This window comes from Pseudomonas fluorescens, assembly GCF_012974785.1.
Classification (GTDB): Bacteria; Pseudomonadota; Gammaproteobacteria; order Pseudomonadales; family Pseudomonadaceae; genus Aquipseudomonas; species Aquipseudomonas fluorescens_BT.
Genome location: NZ_CP027561.1, coordinates 4,166,422 through 4,188,258, shown reverse-complemented (window position 1 = coordinate 4,188,258; position 21,837 = coordinate 4,166,422). Strand labels below are relative to the sequence as shown.

The window sequence follows — 21,837 nt, the reverse complement described above, 5'->3', positions numbered from 1 at the left end:
AATGCCGGGGTGGGATATTCGCCGACATTCGCTAGGCGTTCACCCGGTGTTACCCACATATTCGCCGGGTGGCATTAAACCGGGGTTGCTGCCACCGGAATCGACCTGTAAAAAGTAGTCATCTTCGATAGGTGCGACCAGAGCTACTGACGGTTTCGAGGCGTTGGATTTATCCAGATCATCAATAGCGCCATGCCTGATAGCAGGTACACAAAGAAATTGAGCATGTAGAAAAACAGGCCAACAATTTCTAGCCTTTGGATAGGCGCTTCCGAGTAAGCAAAACTGTAGAACTCGAACGCACAACTGATGACCATTGCGACGGCGCCGACTAGCCCCAGAACCTTATACAAAATGCTCCCCATGATTTTCAGGCGGCGTAAGGCTCTGAGATTCGCATCTGCTGGACCATACAACCATGTGACAAAAGCCCCTCCGATAACGGTAGTGATAAGGCCCACGGTTACGCTCGAAATATCCATGTAACATCCTGTTTTTACTTGAGTTGAAAGCACGACGATATCAATAAACCCGGCCATCGCGCCGGGTTTTTGCATTGGGAGCAAGCGATGACAAACGAGCAACAAGCGCTGGCAGAGATGCCGATCTGGTTAGTGATCGTCCTGGCCCTGGTCGGCGGCGTATCGGGAGAGATGTGGCGGGCTGACAAGGATGGTGCGCGGGGCTGGGCATTGTTGCGCCGCCTCGCGCTTCGATCCGGTGCCTGCATAGTCTGCGGGGTGTCGGCGATGATGCTGATGATCGCGGCCGGCATGACGATCTGGACGGCGGGCGCCTTGGGTTGCCTGACGGCAATGGCCGGTGCCGATGTTGCCATCGGTTTGTATGAACGGTGGGCTGCCAAGCGGTTGGGCGTTTCGGAGTCGGCATCGACCGACCGAAGTTAGGTCGGTGGCCCGGTGGGGGCGCCATTTTTCCGGGTCCTCCCTGAGGGCCGCCCCCTACACGGGTTAGCGAACTCGCGGGATCTCTGCAGCTGAGAATTTTGCAGTGATGTCCGTCTTTTCAAAGGGTTAGATATGGGCAGGACAGTTAGCAAGGCCGACTTAAGCGAGATCGTCGGTCGTGATGAACGCACCCTGACCCGTTGGCAGAACGACGGCATGCCAGTGACCGAGTTCGGCCTCGGTCGGGGCAACGAAAACCAATATGACACTGAAGCAGTGATTCAGTGGCTGATGCACCAGGCCTCGCTCAACGGCAAGAAAGAATCTTCCCGCGACCGCCTCGACCGGATCCGCGCTGATCGCGAAGAACTCGCGATGGCCAAGGATCTGGGAGAGGTTGTCATCGCCGATGATTTGGTCGAGCGCTTTGAAGCAATGATCACCGCCGCAAAGGTGGAGCTACTCAACACATTTCCCGACGCCTTGGCCGCCGAACTTTCGGCGCGCTACGGGGTGGAGGTTGACGACCAACTGATCAGGGATCCCATTGAAGCCATCCTGAGGAGGCTTTCTGACTATGACAAGGATGATGCCCCGTCAGATGGATATTCTGACGAACCGGACGATCCGGAGGGCTTTGAAGAAAACAGCGACTAAGGCGCTGCGCGGCGCCTGCCGCAAGTGGGCGCCACCGCCTCGCATGAGCATCATCGAGTGGGCGGACAAGTACCGTTGGCTCGCTCCCGAGGAAGCGGCACGCCCCGGCAAATATCGCTTCGACGTGACGCCGCACCTGACCTGGCCCGGTGGACCGTTGGAAGCGTTGGACGATCCAGCCGTCAGCGAGATTGTCGGCCGCAAGTCGGCACAGGTGGCCTGGACCTCTGGCGTACTGGGCAACGCCTTGGGCAAGTGGATCGACATCGACCCATCGCCCATCCTGGTGCTGTTCCCCAAGGCGGAAGCGGCCAAGCAGTACGTCGGCGAAAAGCTCGAACCGATGATCGAAGCCACGCCACGCCTGCGCAAGAAAGTCGACTTGCGAAGTCGCAAGCTGCAGCAGCGTCAGGACTTCAAACGCTTCCCTGGCGGCTTTCTGAAGATGGTCGGCTCCAATAGTCCGGCCAGCGTGAAATCCACGCCGGTGCCACGAGTGGCCATTGAGGAGCCTGATGACTGCAACCTCAACCTGCGCGGACAGGGCGACAGCATCAAGCTGGCCAAAGAGCGACTGAAAACCTTCCGTCGCTCGAAGATCATCATCGGTGGGACACCGACCATCAAAGGCCTGTCGGCGATTGATGCAGAGCTGGAACTGTCGGATAAGCGTGTCGGTTTGGTGCCCTGCCATGAATGTGGCCAGGAACACGCGCTGAGCTTTGACAACCTGCATTGCGATGAGGATCCGGATTACCTGCACGAGGTGTACGGTAAGAAGCGTCCGGAGAAAGCGTTTTATTCCTGCCCGCACTGCGGTGGGATCTGGGACGACAACCAGAAAAACGCCAACCTCAAACACGGGCGCTGGTCGGCAACGGCAGAATTTCGCGGGATTGCGGGTTACATCCTGAACGAGCTGTACGCGACGTTCTGGGGATCGCGCTTTCAGGTGCTGATGGAGAAGAAACTTCAAGCCGAACACGCGGCTTCGCAGGGCAACATCGGACCGATGATCGCCTTCGTCAACAGCTCCAAAGGTGAAAGCTACGAGTACCAGAATGACGCGCCGAAGACCGACGAACTGGAGAAGCGCGCCGAGCCGTACGCGGAGCTGACAGCACCGAAAGGTGTGTTGTTGGTCACCGTGGGTGTCGATGTGCAGGGTGATCGCCTAGCTCTGGTTATCACCGGTTGGGGGCGTGGTGAGGAGTCATGGCGGCTGTATTGGGGCGAACTTCATGGCAACCCCATCGACCCGCATGATGCTGTATGGCAGGAACTGGACCGGGTGATCTCCCGGCCGATTCCCACCGAGGGCGGCGCCCAACTGGCGGTGTCGGCGGTAAGTATCGACAGCTCCGACGGCAACACCAGCGATGCGGTTTATGCCTACGTTCGGGATCGCCAGCGCTACAACGTCATGGCGATCAAAGGGGCTTCCGTCGATAGCCGTGACAAGGAAATTTTCACCAAACCACCACAGTCAGTGGACACCTCGCAAGACAACACCAAGGCTGCGAAATACGGCCTGCGGGTACACATCGTCGGCACGCACAAAGCCAAAACGTTGATCGACGGCCGACTCCGACTTAAGGGCAGTGGTCCAGGTCGTATGCACTGGTACAGCGAGATTCGCTCGGACTACTACGAGCAACTCACCAACGAAGTGCTGGCCCCACACGCACGCAACCCCAGCAAGATGGTGTGGCAGAAAAAAGCGGGTCGCCGCAACGAAGCGCTCGACTGCGAAGTGTATTCACTGCACGCCGCTCGCAGTTTGAAAACTCACCTGCTGCGTGATCACGAATGGGACCAATTGGAGCAGCAACTGCTACAGCCAACCCTGTTCACCACTGAACAACCGGTCGCACCGGTACCGCGCCGAGCAGTCGCTCGCGGGCGGGGCACCCGCAGTCGAGCGGGCTACTAAGGAAAACATCATGACAGACGCACAACAGCGCCTCGCGGAAGTCCGGGCGGCGATCTCTGACGTCCTGAAAAAAGGCCAGCGCCTGCGCCGTGCGGACCGTGAACTGTATCGCGCCGAACTGAACAGCCTGCGCCTTCTTGAGCAGCAATATGCCAAGGAGGTCGCGTTAGAACAGGCCCAACAACAGGGACGTGGCCGCAACCGCGTCTCCTACCTGGCGATCTGATTATGGGCTTCTTTCGAAAGGATCCGGCCGAGTTGCTGATGCGCGAGGCCATCAGACTGGCCAAGTCGGCAACGGGAGCCAAGCCCATCGTCGCCCAAGGTGGTGGAGGTGGGGTTGAGACTCGCTGGCGTGGTGCCTCACGCGTGCTGCGCAGTATGGCCAGCTGGATACCCGGTCTCGGCAGTCCTCGACGCGACCTCGACCAAAACGAGCGGCGCATGCTGGTGGCCCGTTCGCGGGATGCCATGCGCAATCATCTGATCGCAAGAGCGGCAATCACCCGTCTGCGCACCAATGTGGTCGGAACCGGCCTGGTCTGCCGCTCGCAGATTGATCACGCGGCGCTCGGGTTGAGTGAAGAGCAGGCCGAAGACCTCAATGCTCAGCTCGACCGCCTCTGGTCACTGTATGCCGATGATCCACGCGAGTGCGACGCGGAGGCGACGCTCAATCATTACCAGCTACAGGCGCTCGTGATGGTCTCGTCGATGGTCGGTGGTGATGTATTGATTGCCAGCCCTGACGACGAACGTCCGGGTTGCGTCTTCAGTACACGGCTGCAGTTGATCGAGTCCGATCGGGTGTGCAATCCGGCTGGACAACTGGATAGCACGAACCTGGTGGACGGCGTCGAATTCGACAGACTCGGCGCACCGTTGGCTTATCACGTCTGCACCGGTTACCCGAACGAGTTCACCGCCGGCCAAGCCCTCAAATGGGAGCGATTGCCAGCCTTCGGTGAAGCCACCGGCAGACGCCGAGTCATGCATGTGATGGCAGACAAGGAGCGTCCAGGTCAGAGGCGAGGCGCGCCGTACCTGGCCCCAGTGCTGGAACCACTGCAGAAATTGGAGCGGTACAGCAGCGCCGAACTGATGGCGGCGGTGATCTCGGCCATGTTCACTGTGTTCATCAAGAAGACCAACGACTTTCAGGTTGGGAATCTACCGCTGACAGCGCTGGCCAACGAAGGCGATGGCCCTGGTGGGGACACCACCGGGGATGGCGAACTGGCGCTGGGCGAGGGCGCAATTGTCGACTTGGGGCAGGGCGAAGAACCGGTCATTGCCAACCCGGCTCGGCCCAATGCGCAGTTCGATCCATTCTTTACTGCCGTGGTCAAGGAGATCGGCGCGGCCCTGGAGCAGCCGATGGAGGAACTGCTGCTGCACTACAGCAGCAGTTACAGCGCGGCCCGCGCAGCGATGTTGCAGGCTTGGCGCTTCTACAGCCTGCGCCGCTGGTGGCTGATCTGCGATTTCTGCCAGCCCAGTCGCGAACTGCTGATCGACGAAGCCGTAGCCCGAGGTCTGATCAGGTTGCCCGGCTATGCGGATCCGGCCAAGCGCAAGGCTTACTGCCAGGCGATCTGGATCGGTCCGGCCCGAGGCGCCATCGATGAATTGAAGGAGGCCAACGCCGCCGGCAAACGCATCGAAATCGGCGTCAGCAACGAGACGCTCGAAACCGCAGCGATGACCGGCGAGCCGTGGCAGCAGGTGTACCGGCAGCGCGTGCGCGAAGTCGAGCAGCGCCGCAAGGACGGTTTGCACGTCTTGCCCAAAGGGCGCGAGCAGGAGACCCCACCCAACAACCCCAACGAGGAGTAACCCATGCCCCGCGCATTTGAGCTGGCTGCCTCGCAGCCTTGGCTGATGCTGCCCGGCGCCCTGGAAAACCTGCTGACCATCGCAGACCGAATGGGCGACCCGGCGGCGCTGGAGACACGCTCCGGCATGCGGCTGGACAACAGCCGTACCGTCAGCGTGCGCAACGGGGTGGCGATCATCCCGGTGGTCGGCCCCGTGTTCCGCTACGCCAATCTCTTCACTGAGATCAGTGGAGCGACCAGTACCCAGGTGCTGGCGACCGACCTGCAAAAAGCGCTGGACGACCCCAAGGTCAGCGCAATCATCCTGAACATCGACAGCCCAGGCGGTGTGGCCGCCGGCATCAACGAGCTGGCCGACCACATCCATGCAGCCCGAGATCGTAAACGCATTGTTGCTTACATCGGCGGCACCGGTGCCAGCGCGGCCTACTGGATCGCCTCGGCGGCTGGCGAGATCGTCATCGACGAGACCGCGCTCGCCGGCAGCATTGGCGTCGTGGTCGAGGCGGTGGTGGAAGGCGAGGCCGCCACTGGGCGCAAGCGTTACCAGATCGTCAGCCGCAACGCACCCAACAAGCGGGTGGATCTGTCCACCGAAGAGGGCCGGGCCAAAGTTGGCGAAACCGTTGACGCCATGGGCGACGTGTTCGTAGCCAAGGTGGCCCGCAACCTTGGTGTGGATCCGGAGCGCGTTCCGGAGATGGGCGACTTCGGCGGACTGCGTGTCGGCGCTGCCGCTGTCGAGTCCGGCTTGGCCCATCGTCTGGGCTCGCTTGAAGCATTGATTACTGAACTGGCCAAAACGGCCGTAACCCAACCGAGGAAATTCAACATGACCACTGTCAGCAGCACGGCGGAGTTGCGTGAGGCGCTAGCCGCCGGCACGGATCCGCAAACCATACAGATCGCACAGGCGAGTCAGCCGGATCTGGAGAGCATCCGCACCCAGAGCCGCCAGGAGGGCGCAACCGCTGAACGGCAGCGCATCACCGGCATCAACGCCATGGCCAGCAAGGGATTCGAGACTGAGATCGCTGCCGCCATCGATGCCGGCACCTCGGTCGAGGCCACCGCCCTGCAACTGTTCAAGGCGGCGCAGGATCGCGGCATTTCACTGAACGCGATCAAGTCCGATGCCACCGGCGCCTCGACCTCGACTCCAACCGATAACGATGACCAAGGCGAACGCAAGACCGTGGTCAACGCCATCGTCGTGGGCGCCTCGCGCCGCTGACAGGAGAAAAATATGAGCAATCCAGAGCGCCAAACTTATGTGCCCGAGCAGCTTTCAGCGGGCGCCTTCCCGGTGATGATTGATATTGCTGTGATCGCCGCCGGCCAGAACCTTCCGCGAGGTGCTGTTCTAGGCCAGATCCATGCGAGCGGCGAATACGTTTTGTGCAAGACCGCCGCCACCGACGGCTCAGAGGTGCCTTCAGCGATCCTCGATCAAGCCACGGATGCCAGTAAAGGTGCACAAGCGGCGCCGATCCGACTGACCGGTGAAGTGCTGGCCACCCAACTCACTCTCGGCGAAGGGCTCACCGCAGCGAAGGCGAAAGCCGCGCTACGAGCCTTGTGCCTGTTCGTTCGTTAACCGGAGTTTCCGATGGATATTTTTGATACCCGCACCATGCTGGAAGCGGTCGAGCAGATGCCGACCGCACGCCGCTTTCTTCTGAACACTTTTTTCAATGGCGGCAGTCCGGTGACGTTCCCGACCAAGACCGTTGACATCGACATCATCAAGGGCAAACGCAAGATGGCGCCGTTCGTCAATCCGCGTCTGCCGGGCAGTCTGTCGTTGCGCGAGGGGTACACCACCAGCACCTACGCGCCGCCGTACATTCAGCCCAAGCGCGAGACCACTGCCGAGCTTGTGCTTAAGCGTGCGGCCGGCGACAACCCTTACTCTACGCGCACCCCGCTGGAGCGTGCCGGCCAGTTGCTGGGCAAGGATCTGCGTGACCTGGACGACGAGATCGTCCGTCGCGAAGAGTGGATGTGCGCCCAGGCGCTGACCACCGGCAAGGTTCGCGTGATCGGCGAGGGCGTGGACGACACCATCGACTTTCTGATGGCAAGCGACCACCGGATCAGCCTCGGCAGCGGGCAATGGGGCACGGCCGACAGCGACCCCATCGGCAACCTGCGCAGTTGGAAACGCAAGATCGCCAAGGACTCCGGCCGCACGGCCAATACTGTGGCCATGAGCGGCGAAGCTCTGGACGCCTTCCAATCCAATGCGACGGTGATGAAGCAACTCAATACCCGCCGCGTCGACATGGGCATGATCAAGCCAGAGGAGTTGCCCGACGGCGTGACCTACTTGGGTTACCTGAATGATCCAGGCGTCGACCTGTACGGCTATGACGAGTGGTATCTGGCCGATGACGACGAAGATGAAGAACTGCCGATGATCCCGGCCGGCGGTTTGATCCTCGGCTCAACTTCTACGCGCAACGCCATGCTCTACGGCGCGATTCAGGATCTGGAAGCCGTCGAAAGCGGTCTGGTTGAAGCGGCCCGCTTTCCGAAAAGCTGGCTCACCCAAGAACCGAGCGCCCGCTGGCTGAAGCTGCAGAGTGCCGCCTTGGCCGGCCTGCTGGAGCCGGACGCTTTCATCTACGCCAAGGTGGTGTGACATGGCCAAAAAAGCTGAATACCTGGTGATCGATGGCTGCGTGCAGGACGGCCGCAGCGTGGTGGTCAAAGGCGAGCCCTATAGCCCACCCAGCAAAGAGGTGGCGGATGCGCTGTTGGCTGAGGGGCGCATTGCCGCCATCAAGGACCCGCGTGCGCAGCAATTGCTGCGAGACAACCCAGCTACAGTCGACGACGGTGAATGACTGTGGGCTTTCGCGAGTTGAGCGAAGACATGGATGCCCTGGTGCTGGATGGGCTGGGCGACATGGGGACGGTCGGCGGTCGCGAGATCGCCGGTTTCTTTTCAGCACCCTGGTTACAACCGCGCATGGGCCGGATCAACACCGCACTACGAGAGCCGCAGTTCGAGATCCGCGTCAGCGATGCTTCAGGAATTGAGCCGGGCCAACTGGTTCTTATTGATCTACCGGTGCAAGACGGCGGCGGACAGTACGACCTGGTGAAACTTGAACCGGATGGCACCGGGTGGGTCGCGTTGTTATTGAGGGCTAAACCATGAGCGTCGGCAGCTACTTCAAGCCCTCGGCCGGCGGCGGGATGATCTCGCTGCAGACCTCGGCGGCAGACCTGAAAGCTTTTCAGGATTTCGCCGCCCTGGTACCCAAGGCCGCCGCCGCTGCCCAGCGGCGAGCAATCAACAAAACCCTGCGTTGGCTCGCCACACACATCGCCCGCGCTGTCGGCCGTCAGGAGCGTATCGCCGTGGCGGCCGTGCGTCAGCGTTTGCGGGCGTACCCGGTCAACGGGGGAGCCAACAGCGGCAAACTCTGGTTCGGCCTCAACGCCATGGAAGCCAGCCGCATCGGTCGTCCTCGGCAGAGTCGGTCCGGTGTATCGGTGGCCGGTCGACGCTTTCAGGGCGCGTTCTTCAAGAAGGTCTACGGCAACAGCGCGGACGTCTGGATCCGTACAGCCAGCAAGCATTTCGACGCCAGTGACTACCCCGACAGCGATGTCAGCGGGGCAGGCGGAGCCAGTTCGGGCTGGATCGCCGAACACGGCAGCCGCTTTCCACTGGCGAAAGCCAAGGTATCGCTTGAGCAGGCGCGGCCACACTTCGAAAGCTGGATCCGCAAGGCCGACGAACAGTTGCTGCACGTCCTGCAGCAGGAACTCAATTTTGAACTGCAGAAGCATCTGAAGGGGACATGACATGACGGATCAAGTCGACGAGCCTTTCAGCCTGGAGCAGTTATATCAAGCCATTGAACGGCATATTCAGGATCACCTGCCAGGTATTCAGACAGTTGCAGTCTGGCCGAACATTGATGATCGCATCGCATTGCCGGCAGTTCTGGTCGAATTAGGAGAGATGGAGCCGGGACTGGATCCGGGAACCGGCGAAACGGGTCTGTCCTGCAAGTTCGAGGCGCGTGTTATTACCGACCCGATCCAGCCCGATCACCATCAGCAAGCGGTGTTCATAGCCGGTCAGTTGGCCGTGCTGCTGCGAATGCAGTCGTGGGGTGTGGAAGTTGAACCGGCGGAGTTTGTTCAGGCCATGCAGGACTGGACCAAGCCGGAATTGGACGGCTACACCGTCTGGGTTGTGGAATGGACGCAGCAGATCTACCTCGGCGAAACGCAATGGCCGTGGCCCGATCAGCCACCGGGTACGTTGCTGTTCGGCATGGAGCCGGACACCGGCCTGGCCAACAAGGACAAGTACTTTGCGCCGGAGAATCTACCATGAGCGGCGGCTACGTGAGCGCCCAGCATGACCGCATGCTCGCCGGCCTGGTTAAGGACTGCTACGTGGTGGCGGTGGATCTTACGGCGTCACCACCGGTGTGCCGCGTTTCGGACGGTGAATGGGTCAGCGGTTGGGTGCGCTGGCACAGCGTTGCCGCCGGCAAGGCACGACACTGGCGAGCGCCAAGCCTGAATGAGCAGGGCACCTTGATCAGTGCCAGTGGCGAAGTGGCACAAGGCACGTTCATTCCCGGCTTATACGGTAACGGCGGGCCACCGCCTGACAACCGTGGCCACGTCGAAGTCTGGCGCTTTGAGGACGGCGGGTCCCTGATCTACGACTGGGAAGCCAAGAGCTACACCATCAGCCTGCCAACCGGCACCGTCATCATCAAGGTCGGGTCAACTCAAGCCGAGGTGACCGACAGCGCTGTCACTGTGAGGTCGGGAACGATCGATCTCGAAGCCAAGGTGAACATCAAGGGACCGCTGCACGTCACCGGAGACATCACCAGCGATGGTGCAATCCTGGACACTACCGGCAACAGCAACCACCACAAACATTAGTGAAACTATCCAACTCGGCCCGCCTTGTGCGGGCTTTTTCATGCCCGGAGCAATCATGGCCAAACCTCAAGACGATACATCGGGGCAGGATCCTGTCGCCGTAACCCCACCGGTTCCGATCACATCCGCAGTGAAATTTCGCGACACCCTCTACACCTCACGTACGGTGATCCTTCCGGACGGTCGCACCCTTCCTGTGGCCAAGAGCCTGGTCTCGGTCGAGGCGGGCGATGACATCGCGCTGAAATACCTCAAGGCTCACCCTGAATACGAGCAGCTCAAGGAGTAGACCCGATGATCGGAATGGATCGCCACACCGGGCAGCCCATCTCCGGTATCGAGCATCTACGTCAGTCGGTTGCGGACATCCTCGGCACACCTTTGCTGAGCCGTCGTGAACGGCCGGAGTACGGCAGCAAGCTACGGCGCATGGTCGACCTGCCCATCAACGAAGGCTGGAAAAGCGCGGCGCAGGCTGAGGCCGTGCGGGCGCTCAACCAATGGGAGCCACGGCTCAAGCTTGAGCGCGTGGTGGTTGTCTCCGTCCTCGGCGGGAAAATCAATTTCAAGATCAGCGGCGAATACCTCGGTGAGCGCGGCACGTTGGAGGTGTGGGTATGAGTACCCTGGTGGATCTGTCGGAGCTACCGGCACCGGACGTGCTGGAACCGCTGGACTTTGAAGACACGTACAGCGAAGCGCTGGGCGTGTTCCGAGGGCATATGGGGCAGAACTGGACCGCCTCGCTGGAAAGCGATCCGGTGACCAAGCTGCTGGAGCTCGGCAGCTATATCAAGCTCGGTAATCGGGCACGTGTGAACGACGCGGCCAAGGCTCAGTTACTGGCCTACGCCACCGGCGCCGATCTGGATCACCTGGCCGCCAACGTCAACCTCAAGCGCCTGGTGATCCAGGCGGCGGATCCTCTGGCTGTGCCGCCGATTGCAGCGGTCATGGAGTCTCATGATGCGTTACGTGAGCGCGTGCAACTGGCCTATGAGGGGCTGACAACGGCCGGCCCCCGCAATAGCTACATTCTCCATGCACGGAACGCTTCGGCGCTGGTCGCCGATGCCACGGCGGAAAGCCCAGCGCCGGCCTGCGTGGATGTCACGGTGCTGGGACTTGAGGGGGACGGTACGGCCGAGCCGGAACTGCTGGCCTTGGTCGCGGAGGCGGTGAACGATGACGACGTGCGCCCGGTTGGCGACCGCGTCACTGTGCGCGGTGCGGAGATCCTTCGTTACCGGGTCGACGCCGTGCTGCACATGAAGGGCGCCGGCCCCGAGAACGACGCGGCGCTTACCGAGGCGATCCGTCGATTGGAAGCCTGGATTAATCCAAGGCGCCGACTGGGCGTCGAGGTGGCCCGGTCTGGGGTCGATGCGCAATTACACGTTGCCGGTGTTGCGCGGGTGGAACTGAAGGATTGGCAGGATCTGAAACCCACCAAGGGGCAGGCCGCTTACTGCACGGGTTACACCGTTGTGTTAGGAGGCTGACATGCGCAGTCTTTTGCCGCTCAACAGCACTCCATTGGAACGGGGTATCGAGGCGACATTCGCCGAAACCACGTTGATTCCGTTGCGCACGCTTTACAACCCCGACACCTGTCCGGAGCACCTGCTGCCGCACTTGGCCTGGGCTTGGTCGGTCGACCGTTGGGATCCGTCCTGGTCGGAGCCGGTCAAGCGCGCCGCAATCAAGGCGTCGTTCTTCATCCACAAACACAAGGGCACCATCGGTGCCTTGCGCAGAGTCGTCGAACCGCTGGGCTACCTGATTGAGATCGTCGAATGGTTCAACACGGTGCCACAAGGGGTGCCGGGCACCTTCGCCTTGAAGGTCGGGGTGCTGGATACCGGCATCACCGAGGAAATGTACCTCGAACTTGAACGCCTGATTGATGACGCCAAACCGGTTAGCCGCAAGTTGACGGGGCTGGCCATCAGCCTTGAAACGCAAGGCAACCTGAATGTTGGTGCATGCCTCTACGACGGCGACGAGCTCGACATCTACCCGCCTGAAATGCAGGACATCAACCTCACCGGCAACTTCGGTGTGGTTGGGCGGGAACACTCCATTGACACCTTGGACATTTATTCATGATTGATGAGAATTCGAAATTCTTCGCGATCCTCACGGACGTGGGTGCCGCCAAGCTGGCGAATGCCAACGTGCTTGGGGTTCCCTGGAACATTACACAGATGGGCCTGGGCGATGCGAATGGCACTGACCCGCAACCCAGCGCCAAGCAAACAAAACTGATCAACGAGTGGCGTCGGCGGCCGCTGAATCAGCTACGAATTGATCCGGTCAATGCGGCGGTAATCATCGCCGAGCAGGTGATTCCAGCCGATGAGGGGGGGCGCTGGATTCGTGAGGTCGGACTGTACGACGCGGACGGCGACCTGGTAGCGGTGGCCAACTGTGCGCCGAGCTTCAAACCAATTCTGTCGCAGGGCTCGGGACGTACGCAGGTAGTGCGGATGAACCTTATTGTTTCCAGTACCGCGCAGATCAGTCTCAAGATCGATCCGGCGGTGGTGCTGGCAACGCGTGAGTGGGTCGATTCACGCATTCTTGAGGAACTGAGCAAGCTCGACATCAAACAGTCGGTGCGAGCAGCCACCACGGCCAATATCAACCTGGTCGGTTTGCAGGTGGTGGACGGGGTTTCGCTGAACGCCGGTGACCGGGTACTGGTGAAGAACCAGACGTTGGCCAAGGACAATGGTCCATGGGTGGCGGCGGTAGGTGCTTGGGTGCGGGCCAAGGATGCGGACAACAACACCAAGGTGACGCCGAATCTGACGGTGGCGGTCGAGGTTGGCGCAACTCAGGCCGACACGATCTGGCAGCTGGTAACGGATGGCCCGATTGTCGTGGGCACCACCGCGCTGACGTTCAAGGACATCACAGACGGTTTTGCCCGGTTGTTCTCGCCGACGTTTTCCGGCAACCCCACGGCTCCCACGCCGGCGCAGTTCGACAGCAGCAAGTCGCTGGCGACGACTGAATTTCTCAAGCGGCGCGGTATCGAGTTCTCGGGGTTCACGACCAACGATGCGAGCCTGGTGCTGTCGGCGGCGCACGTCGGCGGCCTTCACAGTTTCTCCGCCGCAGCACAGCTCACGGCGACCTTGCCACCGACAGCAGGTGTTGCGCAGGGAGCTACGATCACGCTGGTCAGCGCCGGCGCGGGCGGGTTGAAAATCGTGGGTTCGGGGACTGACGTTATCTATACGTCGACCGGCGTGGCCGGCCCGTTGGTGCTGGCCTTGGGCGACACGGCCGAATTCATCCGCCTGCAAGATCAATGGCGATTGGTTGGCGGCTCGGTGATGTTTCGCTTTGCGGGCACGATGGGCGGCGCGCACTTCATCACGCAACCGCAGTTTGACAGCAGCAAGGCGCTGGCCACGACGGAATTTGCGCAGCGGGCGCAGGGGAATTTTGCCGGGCGTGTGGATATCGGAGCATTGCCCGCGACGCTCAGTGCCTCGGCTGCTGGCTATCGTATTGTGCTAGCGGCATCAGGGACACTGACCTTGCCGCCTGTTGCTTCAGTACCCACCGGCACTAATTTTTTTCTATTCAACACGACGCCGGGGGTGGTCACTATTGCTCGGCAGGGTACGGACATTATCAGCGCGATGTCCGTTAACTCTATGACTTCTGTGTCTCTCCAATCGCTTTCTACCATCGTGATAACGGCGGGGAACGGGCAATGGGTCGTTGAAAGCGGTATGTCTGCTTTGAAGTATGCGCCCGAGTTCGGCAGCTTTTGGGGGGGCAGCGGTTATCACCGACTGCCATCGGGGGCGATCGAGCAATGGGGGTCAGGCGTTACGGATGCTAACGGGTACGTTTATGTCACGTTCCCTATTCCGTTCCCTAACGCGCCGCGCAACATTACGCCAATGCACGTCGGGTCATTGTGTTTGATGCACGCAGTTATGGGGGCGGGGCTGGGTGCGGCCGGCTGTACGTTGCGCGTACAAAATCAGTCGGGTGCGTCTCAGGCTGGATGGACGGTTTGGTGGCGAGCAGTGGGGAACTAAATATGAGCAAGATTGTTTTTTTCAGTCCGTCCATCTGTGGGGCTTATCGCCCCGAGGTTCACGGCGCCGACATGCCGGCGGACGTGGTCGAGGTGTCGGAAAGTGTTTGGCAGGCGCTGCTCGATGAGTTGTCGGTCAGCCCCAAGAAAATGTCGTCACGACCCGATGGTCAGCCGGTGCTGATCGATCCGCCGCCGCTGAATGCTGATGAGCTGACGTCTGTCGAGCGATCTTGGCGTGATGCGCAACTGGCGCTGACTGATCCGTTGGTGTCTCGCCACCGCGACGAGCTCGAGGAGGGTGGCGAGACTTCGCTCGCGGTCGATCAGTACGCGGAGTTGCAGGCCTACCGCCGGACGTTGCGCGGCTGGCCGCAAGGCGAGCAATTTCCTCTTTCGGAACACCGTCCGCCAGCGCCGATCTGGCTGGCAACGCAAATCACCTGAACGCCCCGCACTGACGGGGCGTTTTTCATTCCGCCTCATGCAATACCAACACCTCAAGCCTCGCAGACACGCGGGGCTTTTTCGTTTCTGGAGAACGAGCCTTATGAGTTTCTTTCACGGCGTCACGACCACAGCGGTCGACACCGGCGCGCGCACCATCACGCTGCCGTCTTCCTCGATCATCGGTTTGTGCGACACCTTCACGCCGGGTGTGTTGGGCGGCGGCACTGCCAAGGCAGGGGAACTGAAGCTGATCACCACTGAGCGCGAAGCCATAGCAGCATTCGGCGCTGAATCGGCAATGACCCGAGCCTGCCAGGCGATTTACAAAAAAGCCAAGGCGGTAATCGTCGCCATCGGCGTGCCGAAGATGGATGATCCGGCGCTGCAGACATCGGCCATTATCGGCGGCGTGTTGGCTTCGGGTCAGCGTACTGGCCTGCAGGCACTGCTCGATGGCAAAAGCCTGTTCAACGCCCAACCGCGTTTGCTGATCGCACCTGGTCATTCGGCCACCAAGGCGGTGGCCACCGCCATCGATGGTCTGGCGCAGAAGCTGCGCGCCATTGGCATCATCGACGGGCCATGCACCACCGACGAGGAAGCCATGGCCTACGCCGACAATTTCGGCAGTCGCAACCTGTTCATGGTCGACCCCGGTGTGCAGTTCTGGGATACCGGCGAAAGCAAGACCGTAGATGCGCCGGGTTCTGCATGGACCGCCGGCCTGTTTGCCTGGACGGATGCGACCTACGGCTTCTGGGCTTCGCCGTCGAACAAAGAGTTCACCGGCATCACCGGCACCACCCGCGCAGTCGAGTACCTGGACGGCGACGAGACCTGTCGGGCAAACCTGCTCAACAACGCCAATATCACCACGATCATTCGCGACGACGGCTACCGCCTTTGGGGTAACCGCACGCTGTCGAGCGATCCGAAGTGGGCGTTCGTCACCCGCGTACGCACGCTGTTCATCCTCATGGATGCGGTGCAGGCCGGCCACAAGTGGGCGGTCGACCGCTCGATCACCAAGACCTACGTCAAGGATGTCACTGACGGCCTGGAAGCGTTCATGCGTGACCTGAAAAACCAAGGTGCGGTGATCAACTTCGAGGTGTTTCCGGATCACGAATTGAACACCGCCAGCCAGATCGAGCAGGGCAAGGTGTACTGGCGCATCCGCTTCACCGACGTACCGCCGGCCGAAAACCCGAACTTCCTTTTTGAGGTCACCAACGAGTGGATGACCGAAGTGCTTGAGCCCGCCTAAGGAGGCACCCTGATGATTCCTGAAGTTCTCTCCAACTGCGCCGGGTTTATCGACGGCGTCAGTTTTGCCGGCGAAATGCCGAGCCTGACCCTGCCTAAGGTGGTGCTGAAAACCGAAGCCTATCGAGGCGGCGGTATGGCCGGCGAGGTCGAGATCCCGACCGGCGTGGAAAAACTGGAGGCCGGCTTTACCACCAACGGTGTGCGGCGCGAAGCGCTCAAATTCTTCGGTTTGTCCGACCGCACCGCCTGCAGCGCTGTGTTCCGAGGTTCGTTCAAGGGGCTCAAGGGCAAGGTCACCCCGGTGATCGTCACCATGCGTGGCGGTATCAAGGAGGTCGACATGGGCGACTGGAAGGCCGGTGAGAAGGCCGAGACCAAACACAACATGGCATTGACCTACTACAAGCTCGAAGTCGCCGGCCGGGTGATTTACGAGATCGACATGCTGGGCATGGTGCTGGTCGTCGATGGCGTCGACCAACTCGCTGACGAACGTTCGGCCCTGGGCCTTTAAGGACACAATGAAATGACGCAAACCAATCAAGCCACTCAAGAAAAACCACTGCCAAGCTGGCTGCAACTGACCGAGGAAGGCTTTCGCATCTCCCTGCGACACCCCACCGAGCTGTCGGGTGTGCTGGTCGACACGCTGACTATTCGTACACCTTGCGTGCGAGACATTCGGGCCGCGCAAGCAGCCTGCAACGGCGATGAAGAAAAGCGCGAAATGTCGCTGTTCTCCTCGCTGACTCAGACCCCGGAACAGGATCTGATGGCCCTCAAGTTGGTCGACTACATGCGCCTGCAGAAAGGCTATTTTCGTCTGGTCCAAGACGACGAGATTTGACGGGCCGACATTGAAAGGACTGGCCAAGCGACTCGCCAAGGAGACTGGTTTCTCGGCAGCCGAGATCATGGCCATGCCCTTCAACGACATCGTGTGGTGGCTCACGGACTGAGCCATTTCCAATCATCCTCGACCCAAGGACACGCACATGGCGAAGAACCTCGCACTCGGCTTTGTCATCGGCGGCGCCGTCGATCCGACGGTGGGCAAAGCGTTCAAGGACGTCGAAAGCAAGATCAAGCACCTGGGTACGGTCGGCAGTAAAGCCCGGGTGCTGCAGAACACCATCGGCGACACCATGCGTCTGCGCGAGGAATGGCGCAAGGCGCACGCAACCGGCGCCGCCGGTGCCGACAAGCTGTTGTCCAAATACGAAAAGAACCTCGACCTTCTCAAGAAACAGGGCGTCGAGGTCGGACGTTTGAGCAAGGCCTACGCCACGATGGGTCGTGTCGCGGCCGGTGCGGAACTCAAAGCGCTCGGTTACCGACAACTGGACGAAGGTCGGCAGGGGATGAAAAGCACCCTCGGCCAGGCCGGCGCACTGACTGCTGCCGTGGCCATTCCGACAAAGGTCAGTGCGGACTACGGCGCGATCATTCGTGACATCGCGATCAAGGCCAACATTGCCAACACGCCAGAAGAAACGCAGCTCTCCAAAACCGTGATCGACACGTCGCGTGATACGGGCATGGCGCGCAACCAGGTCGCCGAGTTGGTCAACGCCCTGGTCGGCGCCGGCATGGAGCTGGATAAGGCACTGGCCTATGCACCGACGGCGGCCAAGTTCGCTGTGGGGCAGGGTTCGGACGGCTCTGAAACCGCCAAGATGATCAATGCCTTGGGCCAGAACGCCAAGATCACCGATCCGGCTGTGATGCAAAAGGCGCTGGAGGCCATCGCCTACCAGGGACAGGCAGGCAGTTTTGAAGCGGTCGACATGGCCAAGTGGTTTCCTGAACTGTTGGCTGGTATGGGCAAGCTGGGCATCACCGGTATGGACTCGGTGTCGCAGTTGGGCGCGATGTTGCAAGTGCAGATGAAGACGGCCGGCGGCTCGGACGAAGCGGCCAATAATCTAAAAAACTGGATGGAGAAAATCGGTTCCGGCGAAACGGTCAAGGCCTATGAAAAGGCGGGTATCGACTACAAGAAGTCGCTGCAAACCGGACTGCAGAACGGCAAGTCTACGCTGGAGTCGAGTTTTGCCTTGGCCCAGAAATACATCGAGGCGACCGATCCTAAACGGGCGGCCGAAATGGCCAAGGCCACAGCTGCGATCAGTAAAGAGGCCGATCCCGAGAAAGCCAAGGCTATGATGAAGTCCTTGGAGGAGGCTTTGCGTACCGGTGATCTGTTCGCCGACATGCAGGTCAAGGCCGCTTTGACCGCGTACATGCAGAACAAGGATCTGTATGAGCAACTGAAGAAAGACTCGGCCAATGCCACCGGGATCCTCGACAAGAACCTGGCTGAACGCCGGCAGACTTCCGCGCAAAAATGGTCCGAGATGGCCCAGAGCATGGACGATGCCATGCGCAGCATCGGTGATGCGATTCGGCCGGTCACTGATGCGGTCGCGGACGGCATCACCAACGTCAGCCGACAGCTCGCGGGCCTGTCCGACGAATCACCGCGTTTGGTTACCGCCATCGGTACAGCCGTGGCGGGTCTGGTCGCGCTCAAGGGCGCCGTCAGTGCGTTCAAGATGGGTAAGGGCCTGATGAATATCGGGCGCGGCACCTTGATGGGTAACCCGAACATTCCGCAAAAAGTCATCGTCACTAACCTGCCGGCCATGGGCGGTGGACTGGATGCCGGCGACTTCGATAGCGGTCGTGATGGGAAAAAAGGTAAGGGCGGCAAGGGCGGTGGGGGCGGCGGCAAAGAGCGTGTTACCCGTGGAGGCGGGGGCGGTCCTAGCGTTGGTTCTGTGGTGAAAGGAACCGCCGTGGTCGCCATCGTTGAGGCGGGATACAAGGCCTGGGACACCTATCAGAATGCCGAAACTCAAGATGAAAAAGCCGAAGGGTACGGGCAAGCGGCGGGTGGGTTGGCCGGCACTCTCGCCGGCGCTGCTGCGGGGGCCGCTATCGGATCGGCCATTCCCATCATTGGCACCATGGTCGGCGGATTGATTGGCGGTTATCTCGGTTACATGGGCGGCGACGCACTCGGCGGCTTTGCGGGTAAAGAGTTGTTCGGAACCCCTGAAGCGCTCAAGAAAGTGCCGGATGCCGGGCCGCTGATGATGGTCAATGCAGGGCAGAACATCCCGCCAGTGATGGGCGATATCGCCCGTTCATTCGCGCCGGTACCGGTCGTCAAAGACATGGTCCAGCCGCAACCGAAAATGTTGCCGCTGCTGACCGGCGCGGCGCCCGTTCCTCAAGCGACTCTCGACCGTCCCAAGCCAATATCGGCTCCGACGCAAGCGTTGCCGGCACAGGTTCCAACACTGCCTGTTTCCAAGCCATTGTTGCCTGAACGGGAGTCGACTGCAACAGCAATGGGGGATGTCACGCGTGCATTGAATCAGCCGGCATCCCCGGCGGTACCGGCGATGCTCGCACCGCCTGTTGCTGCGAAACCCCAGTCGACTAAGGTTGAGCAGCGGTTCGATATTCAGGCGCCTCTGCATGTCACCGTACAGGGCGACGTAAAGGATCCGGCGCAACTGGCGCGAGAGCTTCAACCCTACATCGATCAGCAGTGGCGTCAGTCCACACAGCAGTTGCAAAACCGCTCGCTGTTCGACGAACCGCATGTGTAACGAGGAGGGCCAATGGCCTACATGGAACAGCTGCAGTCGGGACTGAAAAATCTGGCGGCAGCAGGAGAGAGTGGCCGGCGCAGCCTCGACGGCATGATGGGGCCAGTCAACGGCGCGATCAGCGAGATCAGCGGCGCGGCTTCGGAGCTGGAAGGCATTCCGATTGTCGGTCCGGCAGTCGGTGAAAAACTGCAGCGCGTCATGCGCGGGGTGAACGCCGCCCAGGCCAAGGTCGGTCAGGTGGTGGCCACCTACAACAAGGCCACGCGTGCCTTGTCGCAGATTGATGAGCGCATGGGCCAACTCAAGGAGCAAGCCGCCCGGGCGTCGACCGCCATCAACAAAATCGCTGGCAAAGTCAGCCCATCGCTGGGGAACATCCTGCCAACCGGATCGCTGGCCGGTGACGCGACACCGGTACCGGAAGCTGTGAAGCCATTCCCACACCTGCTGATCGTGCAGCCACTGGATCCCAAGGCTGTCCCGTATTACTTCAACCTGGATACCGCCGCCTTCGAGGAACTGCGGCGCTCAACGGAATACCGCTGGGCCTCGCAGGAACGCCTGACCCGGCGACCGGCGCAGCAAGCGGTGGGCATCGGCGAGGACAAGATCACCCTCAAGGGCGCGATCTTTCCCGGATTCAAAGGCGGCATCAAGCAGTTGGACACCCTGCGCAGCTTGGGCGCCCAGCTCTTGCCCCTGACGCTGACCACCGGCTATGGCGACGTGCTCGGCACCTGGTGCCTGAAGAACGTCGAAGAAGAACAGAGCGCGCTGCTGCAGGGTGGTATCCCGCGTAAACAGGCGTTCACCTTGGAGTTTGTGCGCTATGGCGATGACTTGCAGAACGTCTGACGGGGATCTGCTCGACACCCTGTGTTACCACGCCTACGGGCATCTGAACGGAACGGTCGAGGCGGTGCTGGATACTAATCAGGGCCTGGCCGATGAGCCGCAACCGTACCGCGCCGGCATAGTGATCGAGCTGCCAGATTTGCCGGCACCCGATGACAGCGAGGTGATGTTGTGGGGCTGAATTGTCTTTCTGCATCCCGAGTAAGCACTCAATCAGCCCGCCCTGTGCGGGCTTTCTTTTGGACAGAACAATGACCCCCATCTTTCGCGTCGTGGCCGATGGCGCCGATATCACCCAGCGGATCAATGACCGACTCCTGCAGCTGAAAACCACAGATAAACCCGGCATGGAGTCCGACGAGTTCGAACTGCGTATCGATGACCGCGATGGTGCGGTGGTTCTGCCCTCGCGTGGGGCCAACATCGAGATCTACCTGGGCTACGCAGAAACCAGACTGACTCGCATCGGCCGCTACGTCGTTGATGAGATCGAGCTGTCCGGCCCGCCGGACACACTGGTGATCACCGGCAAGGCCAGCGACATGCGTGGCAGCGGCAAGACCACTCGCAGCGGCAGCTGGGAAAACGTGCCGTTGTCGCGGATCGTCGCCGACGTCGCCGCTCGCAACGGCTGGCAGGCGGTCTGCCCGGTGCAGACCAAGGTGCCCCGCGCCGATCAGCTCAACGAGTCGGACTTCAATTTCATTACGCGCCTGGCCAAGCAATACGACTGCACGGCCAAGGTGGCCGACGGCAAGCTGCTGGTGATGCAGCGTCAGGGCGGGGAGAGTGCTTCGGGAAAGGCGCTAGGCACTGTGAATATCTATCGCCGAGACGTCAGCCGTTTTCAGTTCCGGCTCGGTGACCGCAACACCCACAAGGCTGTGTCGACCAAACACCAGGACAAGAAGACCGGCAAGCTCGCCGTGGTCACTCTCGACAACGACGAATCACCGGACGGCTTGCCGACGGTGCACACCGACCGGCACATATACCCGAACAAGTCAGCCGCCGAAGCTGCTGCCCAAGCCCGCCTCACTGCATTCAATCGATCTACGGCCGGCGTCCGACTGGAGATGGCAGGGCGCACCGACCTGTTTGCCGAACGATCGATCAACGCCCAAGACTTTAAGGTCGGACTCGACGGCGAGTACCTGGTCGACTCCGTGGAGCAGGTATTCACCCAGGCCGGCTGGAGCACGACGGTCGAGTGCAACGGCGGCAAGAAGGGCAAGGCGAAAGCCAAAGGCAAAAAGAAAAAGCCGGCGAAGGATCTGAAGGTTGTTCAGATCAAGCAGTAGCGCCGAAGTCTCAC

Annotated in this window: 27 protein-coding genes; 26 read left to right on the top strand and 1 reads right to left on the bottom strand. The window is 60.8% G+C overall.

Annotated elements, in window-relative coordinates; translation table 11 throughout:
• Positions 1 to 143 precede the first annotated feature (143 nt).
• Positions 144 to 557, bottom strand: coding sequence for a hypothetical protein (locus tag C6Y56_RS18860; protein WP_169431162.1), 414 nt, complete (start codon positions 555 to 557; stop codon positions 144 to 146).
• Positions 558 to 569: 12 nt separating this feature from the next.
• Here C6Y56_RS18860 and C6Y56_RS18855 point away from each other — a divergent pair, with 12 nt between their 5' ends.
• The 26 genes from C6Y56_RS18855 (at position 570) to C6Y56_RS18730 (ending at position 21,823) form a co-directional block, all read left to right on the top strand.
• Entirely contained in the window at positions 570 to 908 is a 339-nt protein-coding gene (locus tag C6Y56_RS18855) for a phage holin family protein (RefSeq protein WP_085701142.1), read from the top strand.
• Between the two features lie 132 nt (positions 909 to 1,040).
• Positions 1,041 to 1,565 (top strand): terminase small subunit, encoded by a 525-nt coding sequence (locus C6Y56_RS18850; RefSeq protein ID WP_169431161.1) that lies wholly within the window; start codon positions 1,041 to 1,043, stop codon positions 1,563 to 1,565.
• A gap of 43 nt (positions 1,566 to 1,608) precedes the next feature.
• Positions 1,609 to 3,498 (top strand): phage terminase large subunit family protein, encoded by a 1,890-nt coding sequence (locus C6Y56_RS18845; protein ID WP_169431160.1) that lies wholly within the window; start codon positions 1,609 to 1,611, stop codon positions 3,496 to 3,498.
• A 10-nt stretch (positions 3,499 to 3,508) separates the two neighbouring features.
• Positions 3,509 to 3,724, top strand: coding sequence for a hypothetical protein (locus C6Y56_RS18840; RefSeq protein ID WP_169431159.1), 216 nt, complete (start codon positions 3,509 to 3,511; stop codon positions 3,722 to 3,724).
• Positions 3,725 to 3,726: 2 nt separating this feature from the next.
• Entirely contained in the window at positions 3,727 to 5,334 is a 1,608-nt protein-coding gene (locus C6Y56_RS18835) for a phage portal protein (RefSeq protein ID WP_169431158.1), read from the top strand.
• 3 nt (positions 5,335 to 5,337) lie between these two features.
• Positions 5,338 to 6,570 carry a S49 family peptidase gene (locus tag C6Y56_RS18830; RefSeq protein WP_169431157.1) on the top strand — a complete coding sequence of 411 codons (1,233 nt, stop codon included), beginning with the start codon at positions 5,338 to 5,340 and terminating at the stop codon, positions 6,568 to 6,570.
• A gap of 12 nt (positions 6,571 to 6,582) precedes the next feature.
• Positions 6,583 to 6,933 carry a head decoration protein gene (locus C6Y56_RS18825; protein WP_169431156.1) on the top strand — a complete coding sequence of 117 codons (351 nt, stop codon included), beginning with the start codon at positions 6,583 to 6,585 and terminating at the stop codon, positions 6,931 to 6,933.
• Between the two features lie 12 nt (positions 6,934 to 6,945).
• The gene (locus tag C6Y56_RS18820) at positions 6,946 to 7,980 is read left to right on the top strand and encodes a major capsid protein (protein WP_169431155.1); all 1,035 of its coding nucleotides are present in this window, start codon (positions 6,946 to 6,948) and stop codon (positions 7,978 to 7,980) included.
• 1 nt (position 7,981) lies between these two features.
• Complete coding sequence (locus C6Y56_RS18815) at positions 7,982 to 8,185, top strand: hypothetical protein (RefSeq protein ID WP_169431154.1); 204 nt, start codon at positions 7,982 to 7,984, stop codon at positions 8,183 to 8,185.
• Positions 8,186 to 8,187: 2 nt separating this feature from the next.
• Entirely contained in the window at positions 8,188 to 8,502 is a 315-nt protein-coding gene (locus C6Y56_RS18810) for a head-tail joining protein (protein ID WP_169432673.1), read from the top strand.
• On the top strand, positions 8,499 to 9,155 hold the full coding sequence (locus C6Y56_RS18805; RefSeq protein WP_169431153.1) for a hypothetical protein: 657 nt from the start codon (positions 8,499 to 8,501) through the stop codon (positions 9,153 to 9,155). Before C6Y56_RS18810 ends, C6Y56_RS18805 begins: the two co-directional genes overlap by 4 nt.
• A 1-nt stretch (position 9,156) precedes the next feature.
• On the top strand, positions 9,157 to 9,696 hold the full coding sequence (locus tag C6Y56_RS18800; RefSeq protein ID WP_169431152.1) for a hypothetical protein: 540 nt from the start codon (positions 9,157 to 9,159) through the stop codon (positions 9,694 to 9,696).
• Positions 9,693 to 10,262, top strand: coding sequence for a phage baseplate assembly protein V (locus tag C6Y56_RS18795; RefSeq protein WP_249314320.1), 570 nt, complete (start codon positions 9,693 to 9,695; stop codon positions 10,260 to 10,262). Before C6Y56_RS18800 ends, C6Y56_RS18795 begins: the two co-directional genes overlap by 4 nt.
• Before the next feature lie 55 nt (positions 10,263 to 10,317).
• The gene (locus C6Y56_RS18790; protein WP_169428215.1) at positions 10,318 to 10,551 is read left to right on the top strand and encodes a hypothetical protein; all 234 of its coding nucleotides are present in this window, start codon (positions 10,318 to 10,320) and stop codon (positions 10,549 to 10,551) included.
• A 5-nt stretch (positions 10,552 to 10,556) separates the two neighbouring features.
• Positions 10,557 to 10,883 carry a GPW/gp25 family protein gene (locus C6Y56_RS18785; RefSeq protein WP_169431151.1) on the top strand — a complete coding sequence of 109 codons (327 nt, stop codon included), beginning with the start codon at positions 10,557 to 10,559 and terminating at the stop codon, positions 10,881 to 10,883.
• A complete protein-coding gene (locus tag C6Y56_RS18780) occupies positions 10,880 to 11,764 on the top strand; it encodes a baseplate assembly protein (RefSeq protein ID WP_169431150.1) in 885 nt (294 codons plus the stop codon). Before C6Y56_RS18785 ends, C6Y56_RS18780 begins: the two co-directional genes overlap by 4 nt.
• Before the next feature lies 1 nt (position 11,765).
• A complete protein-coding gene (locus C6Y56_RS18775; protein WP_169431149.1) occupies positions 11,766 to 12,371 on the top strand; it encodes a phage tail protein I in 606 nt (201 codons plus the stop codon).
• On the top strand, positions 12,368 to 14,326 hold the full coding sequence (locus tag C6Y56_RS18770; protein ID WP_169431148.1) for a phage tail protein: 1,959 nt from the start codon (positions 12,368 to 12,370) through the stop codon (positions 14,324 to 14,326). The genes C6Y56_RS18775 and C6Y56_RS18770 overlap by 4 nt, the downstream gene beginning before the upstream one ends.
• A 2-nt stretch (positions 14,327 to 14,328) precedes the next feature.
• On the top strand, positions 14,329 to 14,772 hold the full coding sequence (locus C6Y56_RS18765) for a phage tail assembly chaperone (RefSeq protein WP_169431147.1): 444 nt from the start codon (positions 14,329 to 14,331) through the stop codon (positions 14,770 to 14,772).
• A 103-nt stretch (positions 14,773 to 14,875) separates the two neighbouring features.
• Positions 14,876 to 16,042: a phage tail sheath subtilisin-like domain-containing protein gene (locus tag C6Y56_RS18760; RefSeq protein ID WP_169431146.1), complete on the top strand. Its 1,167-nt coding sequence runs from the start codon at positions 14,876 to 14,878 to the stop codon at positions 16,040 to 16,042.
• A gap of 12 nt (positions 16,043 to 16,054) precedes the next feature.
• Positions 16,055 to 16,558 carry a phage major tail tube protein gene (locus C6Y56_RS18755; protein ID WP_169431145.1) on the top strand — a complete coding sequence of 168 codons (504 nt, stop codon included), beginning with the start codon at positions 16,055 to 16,057 and terminating at the stop codon, positions 16,556 to 16,558.
• Positions 16,559 to 16,570: 12 nt separating this feature from the next.
• Positions 16,571 to 16,891 carry a phage tail assembly protein gene (locus C6Y56_RS18750; protein WP_169431144.1) on the top strand — a complete coding sequence of 107 codons (321 nt, stop codon included), beginning with the start codon at positions 16,571 to 16,573 and terminating at the stop codon, positions 16,889 to 16,891.
• Positions 16,892 to 17,039: 148 nt separating this feature from the next.
• Complete coding sequence (locus C6Y56_RS18745; RefSeq protein WP_169431143.1) at positions 17,040 to 19,664, top strand: phage tail tape measure protein; 2,625 nt, start codon at positions 17,040 to 17,042, stop codon at positions 19,662 to 19,664.
• 12 nt (positions 19,665 to 19,676) lie between these two features.
• Positions 19,677 to 20,522 carry a phage tail protein gene (locus C6Y56_RS18740; protein WP_169431142.1) on the top strand — a complete coding sequence of 282 codons (846 nt, stop codon included), beginning with the start codon at positions 19,677 to 19,679 and terminating at the stop codon, positions 20,520 to 20,522.
• Complete coding sequence (locus tag C6Y56_RS18735; protein WP_169431141.1) at positions 20,497 to 20,703, top strand: tail protein X; 207 nt, start codon at positions 20,497 to 20,499, stop codon at positions 20,701 to 20,703. Before C6Y56_RS18740 ends, C6Y56_RS18735 begins: the two co-directional genes overlap by 26 nt.
• Positions 20,704 to 20,773: 70 nt before the next feature.
• On the top strand, positions 20,774 to 21,823 hold the full coding sequence (locus C6Y56_RS18730; protein ID WP_169431140.1) for a phage late control D family protein: 1,050 nt from the start codon (positions 20,774 to 20,776) through the stop codon (positions 21,821 to 21,823).
• Positions 21,824 to 21,837: the final 14 nt, after the last annotated feature.

Bases quoted from the DNA above. Each gene is read 5' to 3' on its own strand.
- C6Y56_RS18755 (WP_169431145.1), top strand. From the start codon at position 16,055: ATGATTCCTGAAGTTCTCTCCAACTGCGCCGGGTTTATCGACGGCGTC.
- C6Y56_RS18735 (WP_169431141.1), top strand. From the start codon at position 20,497: ATGGCGATGACTTGCAGAACGTCTGACGGGGATCTGCTCGACACCCTG.
- C6Y56_RS18780 (WP_169431150.1), top strand. From the start codon at position 10,880: ATGAGTACCCTGGTGGATCTGTCGGAGCTACCGGCACCGGACGTGCTG.
- C6Y56_RS18745 (WP_169431143.1), top strand. From the start codon at position 17,040: ATGGCGAAGAACCTCGCACTCGGCTTTGTCATCGGCGGCGCCGTCGAT.
- C6Y56_RS18770 (WP_169431148.1), top strand. From the start codon at position 12,368: ATGATTGATGAGAATTCGAAATTCTTCGCGATCCTCACGGACGTGGGT.
- C6Y56_RS18765 (WP_169431147.1), top strand. From the start codon at position 14,329: ATGAGCAAGATTGTTTTTTTCAGTCCGTCCATCTGTGGGGCTTATCGC.
- C6Y56_RS18795 (WP_249314320.1), top strand. From the start codon at position 9,693: ATGAGCGGCGGCTACGTGAGCGCCCAGCATGACCGCATGCTCGCCGGC.
- C6Y56_RS18785 (WP_169431151.1), top strand. From the start codon at position 10,557: ATGATCGGAATGGATCGCCACACCGGGCAGCCCATCTCCGGTATCGAG.
- C6Y56_RS18860 (WP_169431162.1), bottom strand. From the start codon at position 557: ATGCAAAAACCCGGCGCGATGGCCGGGTTTATTGATATCGTCGTGCTT.
- C6Y56_RS18830 (WP_169431157.1), top strand. From the start codon at position 5,338: ATGCCCCGCGCATTTGAGCTGGCTGCCTCGCAGCCTTGGCTGATGCTG.
- C6Y56_RS18760 (WP_169431146.1), top strand. From the start codon at position 14,876: ATGAGTTTCTTTCACGGCGTCACGACCACAGCGGTCGACACCGGCGCG.
- C6Y56_RS18805 (WP_169431153.1), top strand. From the start codon at position 8,499: ATGAGCGTCGGCAGCTACTTCAAGCCCTCGGCCGGCGGCGGGATGATC.
- C6Y56_RS18800 (WP_169431152.1), top strand. From the start codon at position 9,157: ATGACGGATCAAGTCGACGAGCCTTTCAGCCTGGAGCAGTTATATCAA.
- C6Y56_RS18815 (WP_169431154.1), top strand. From the start codon at position 7,982: ATGGCCAAAAAAGCTGAATACCTGGTGATCGATGGCTGCGTGCAGGAC.
- C6Y56_RS18820 (WP_169431155.1), top strand. From the start codon at position 6,946: ATGGATATTTTTGATACCCGCACCATGCTGGAAGCGGTCGAGCAGATG.
- C6Y56_RS18790 (WP_169428215.1), top strand. From the start codon at position 10,318: ATGGCCAAACCTCAAGACGATACATCGGGGCAGGATCCTGTCGCCGTA.
- C6Y56_RS18840 (WP_169431159.1), top strand. From the start codon at position 3,509: ATGACAGACGCACAACAGCGCCTCGCGGAAGTCCGGGCGGCGATCTCT.
- C6Y56_RS18730 (WP_169431140.1), top strand. From the start codon at position 20,774: ATGACCCCCATCTTTCGCGTCGTGGCCGATGGCGCCGATATCACCCAG.
- C6Y56_RS18835 (WP_169431158.1), top strand. From the start codon at position 3,727: ATGGGCTTCTTTCGAAAGGATCCGGCCGAGTTGCTGATGCGCGAGGCC.
- C6Y56_RS18850 (WP_169431161.1), top strand. From the start codon at position 1,041: ATGGGCAGGACAGTTAGCAAGGCCGACTTAAGCGAGATCGTCGGTCGT.
- C6Y56_RS18775 (WP_169431149.1), top strand. From the start codon at position 11,766: ATGCGCAGTCTTTTGCCGCTCAACAGCACTCCATTGGAACGGGGTATC.
- C6Y56_RS18825 (WP_169431156.1), top strand. From the start codon at position 6,583: ATGAGCAATCCAGAGCGCCAAACTTATGTGCCCGAGCAGCTTTCAGCG.
- C6Y56_RS18750 (WP_169431144.1), top strand. From the start codon at position 16,571: ATGACGCAAACCAATCAAGCCACTCAAGAAAAACCACTGCCAAGCTGG.
- C6Y56_RS18845 (WP_169431160.1), top strand. From the start codon at position 1,609: ATGAGCATCATCGAGTGGGCGGACAAGTACCGTTGGCTCGCTCCCGAG.
- C6Y56_RS18855 (WP_085701142.1), top strand. From the start codon at position 570: ATGACAAACGAGCAACAAGCGCTGGCAGAGATGCCGATCTGGTTAGTG.
- C6Y56_RS18740 (WP_169431142.1), top strand. From the start codon at position 19,677: ATGGCCTACATGGAACAGCTGCAGTCGGGACTGAAAAATCTGGCGGCA.